The organism is Aminobacter sp. P4_H6_2, assembly GCF_056400805.1.
In genome coordinates, this window is the sequence record NZ_JBFUKO010000878.1 from 1 (window position 1) to 1734 (window position 1734).

Genomic DNA, 1734 nt, shown 5'->3' on the forward strand with positions numbered 1-1734 from the left:
CCATACGGTAGGTCAAATTGTAGGCGAACGTAGGCTTGCGTTCATCCTGAATCAGATCACGGAACAAGACAGCCAAGGCTTCAAGAACATTGGATTTCCCGGTGCCATTCCAGCCGATTACCACCGTAATCCAGTGTTTTTGATCGAAGTCTACGGTGACGTCTTTCAGGTTCTTAAAGCAATGGGTCGGGCTGTCCTTCGCACTGCCGATCGTGATCTTGTCAAGGCGCATCGTTCACATGACCTTCAGACGTAGCCGGTCGTGCAGCTTCCGCCCTTGATCGTCATTGACTGGTTCAGCCTCAATCCTGCCAGCCTTGTCGAGCTTGCGCAGCTCTGCATAGATTTTCTCGATCTCGTCCGTAGTCGCAGCACCGCCCATTCCGCATTGTTGGAAGGCATCCTGCGCAGAAACCCAATCTCTAGCTTCGGCGAGAACTTGTTCGAGGTTTTTGGCCATGGTCTGCAAATCCTTCGGGAGCCTTGTCTTGTGTGCTTGTTTGGTGCGCTTCGCCTTCGGCTCAGCGGCACGCTCTGCCTTAATCCGCTCCAGCAGCACGCTGGCGGGTTCGTCGTTCGGGTCCTGGGGGACGAGTTCGCCGCGGAAGGCTTTGGCGAGGATGGCGGCATCGAGTCTTGGGAGGAGTCGAGCGGCGGCGGCATGGTCGGCAGCCATGCGGTCGAGCCAGCCAAAGGCGGACTCGATGCGGCGGACGATTTGAGCTTGTTCTTGAATATCAAACAGCGGGATGGTCAATGCGCCAAGTTCAGTGGCATTCACATTGTTTACGCCGCTCGTCGAGCGCGCTCCCGATTCAATTATGCTCCTGATTGCAGGTGCTTCGAGCATCAGGGTAAGAAACTTCGGCATGACAACGTCATGCCTCGGACGGATGCGAATAAGGTATCCTGCATAGGCAAGGCCAATTGCATCACCCGTTACGAGGGCGGGCCGTCCAACCAGATCAACGCTTCCGTTCGACCGCACCACGAGAATATCGCCTTCGTTGAGGCGAAGTTTTGAAAACTCTTTGGGATCAAGATCCGAATATTTCAGATCGTCGAGGCTGATCCGCCCTGAAGCGACGTTGGGGATTCTAAGAACGGCTACGCCATTCGGTTCGGCGTAACTTTTTTTGGCAGTGCCATAGCGAAGCCCTTCCGAAAGGTCCTCGACTGTTGTGGGCACAGGCTCTCTGTGCCCGTGATCGGCCCTCCACCCTGCCGTCAATTCCCCCGAAAAGGCCAGCGCGAGAAGGCGTTGTTTGTAGCGGGCGATGAGGGTGGGGATGCGGTCAAGCTCTTTGCGGGCGCGAGCGGTGCGCGTGGTCAGCGCTTCCACCTTCGCCACCATCCGCAGCTGTTCGGGGAGTGGTGGAAGAGGGATCAGATGATCCTTGAGGTAGTCAGCAGGAACACGTTGCTGGCCTACCGCTCCGGACATCACGGCCTGGGCATTTTCACGAAAAGACTTTTGCCGGACAAAGCGCCAGAGATAATCCGGCTCGATAGCCCCATTGCTTCGGAATACATGAAATTCAGTGGACCCCATGCCTGTCCTGTTCGTGAGCGCTCGCGCAACCGCTGATTTCCCGTTTTCCATCGAAGGCGTGATTTTGGCGAAGATCACATCGTTATCGCGGAAATGGGTGAAGCCCTTCGAAACCTCGCCATAAGGCCGATCTACAGGCGACAGGATCGTTCCGGACACCTCGTCAACCGCTGCCATTGGCA

At 56.3% G+C, this 1734-nt stretch carries 2 protein-coding genes; both read right to left on the bottom strand.

Going from position 1 to position 1734, the window contains the following annotated elements:
- Positions 1–232: AAA family ATPase (locus AC1DUU_RS31220; protein WP_476787178.1), on the bottom strand; the 232-nt coding region annotated here is incomplete at its 3' end.
- A gap of 3 nt (positions 233–235) precedes the next feature.
- Positions 236–1734 (bottom strand): restriction endonuclease subunit S (locus tag AC1DUU_RS31225; protein ID WP_476787179.1); only part of this gene is annotated, 1499 nt, incomplete at its 5' end.